Here is a 524-nt window from a genome sequence, read left to right on the forward strand (position 1 = left end):
CGCCGCAGTCGTCGTGCTGGAACACGGTAAAACCATGACCGAGAAGGAGATCGTGGACTATGTGGCCAGCCAGGTTACAACCGCCAAGAAGCTGCGCGGTGGTGTTGTGTTCGTGGACGAGGTGCCTAAAGGACTGACCGGCAAGTTGGACGCCCGCAAGATCCGCGAGATTCTCATTAAGGCCAAGAAGGGCGGCAAGATCGCCGTGTAATTCTAGTTGTTTGATCCGAATTCTGCAGATATCAACAAGTTTGTACAAAAAAGCTGAACGAGAAACGTAAAATGATATAAATATCAATATATTAAATTAGATTTTGCATAAAAAACAGACTACATAATACTGTAAAACACAACATATCCAGTCACTATGGCGGCCGCATTAGGCACCCCAGGCTTTACACTTTATGCTTCCGGCTCGTATAATGTGTGGATTTTGAGTTAGGATCGGGCGAGATTTTCAGGAGCTAAGGAAGCTAAAATGGAGAAAAAAATCACTGGATATACCACCGTTGATATATCCCAAT

1 protein-coding gene is annotated in these 524 nt (G+C 44.8%); it reads left to right on the forward strand.

All coding sequences use genetic code 11. The features are described from left to right. A partial coding sequence (locus FPQ13_RS13595) for an AMP-binding enzyme (protein WP_425456875.1) occupies window positions 1-211 on the forward strand: 211 nt, incomplete at its 5' end. Between the last annotated feature and the right edge of the window lie 313 nt (window positions 212-524).

Origin of the sequence: Allobacillus salarius (genome assembly GCF_007559425.1) — a bacterium.
Taxonomy (GTDB): domain Bacteria; phylum Bacillota; class Bacilli; order Bacillales; family Alkalibacillaceae; genus Allobacillus; species Allobacillus salarius.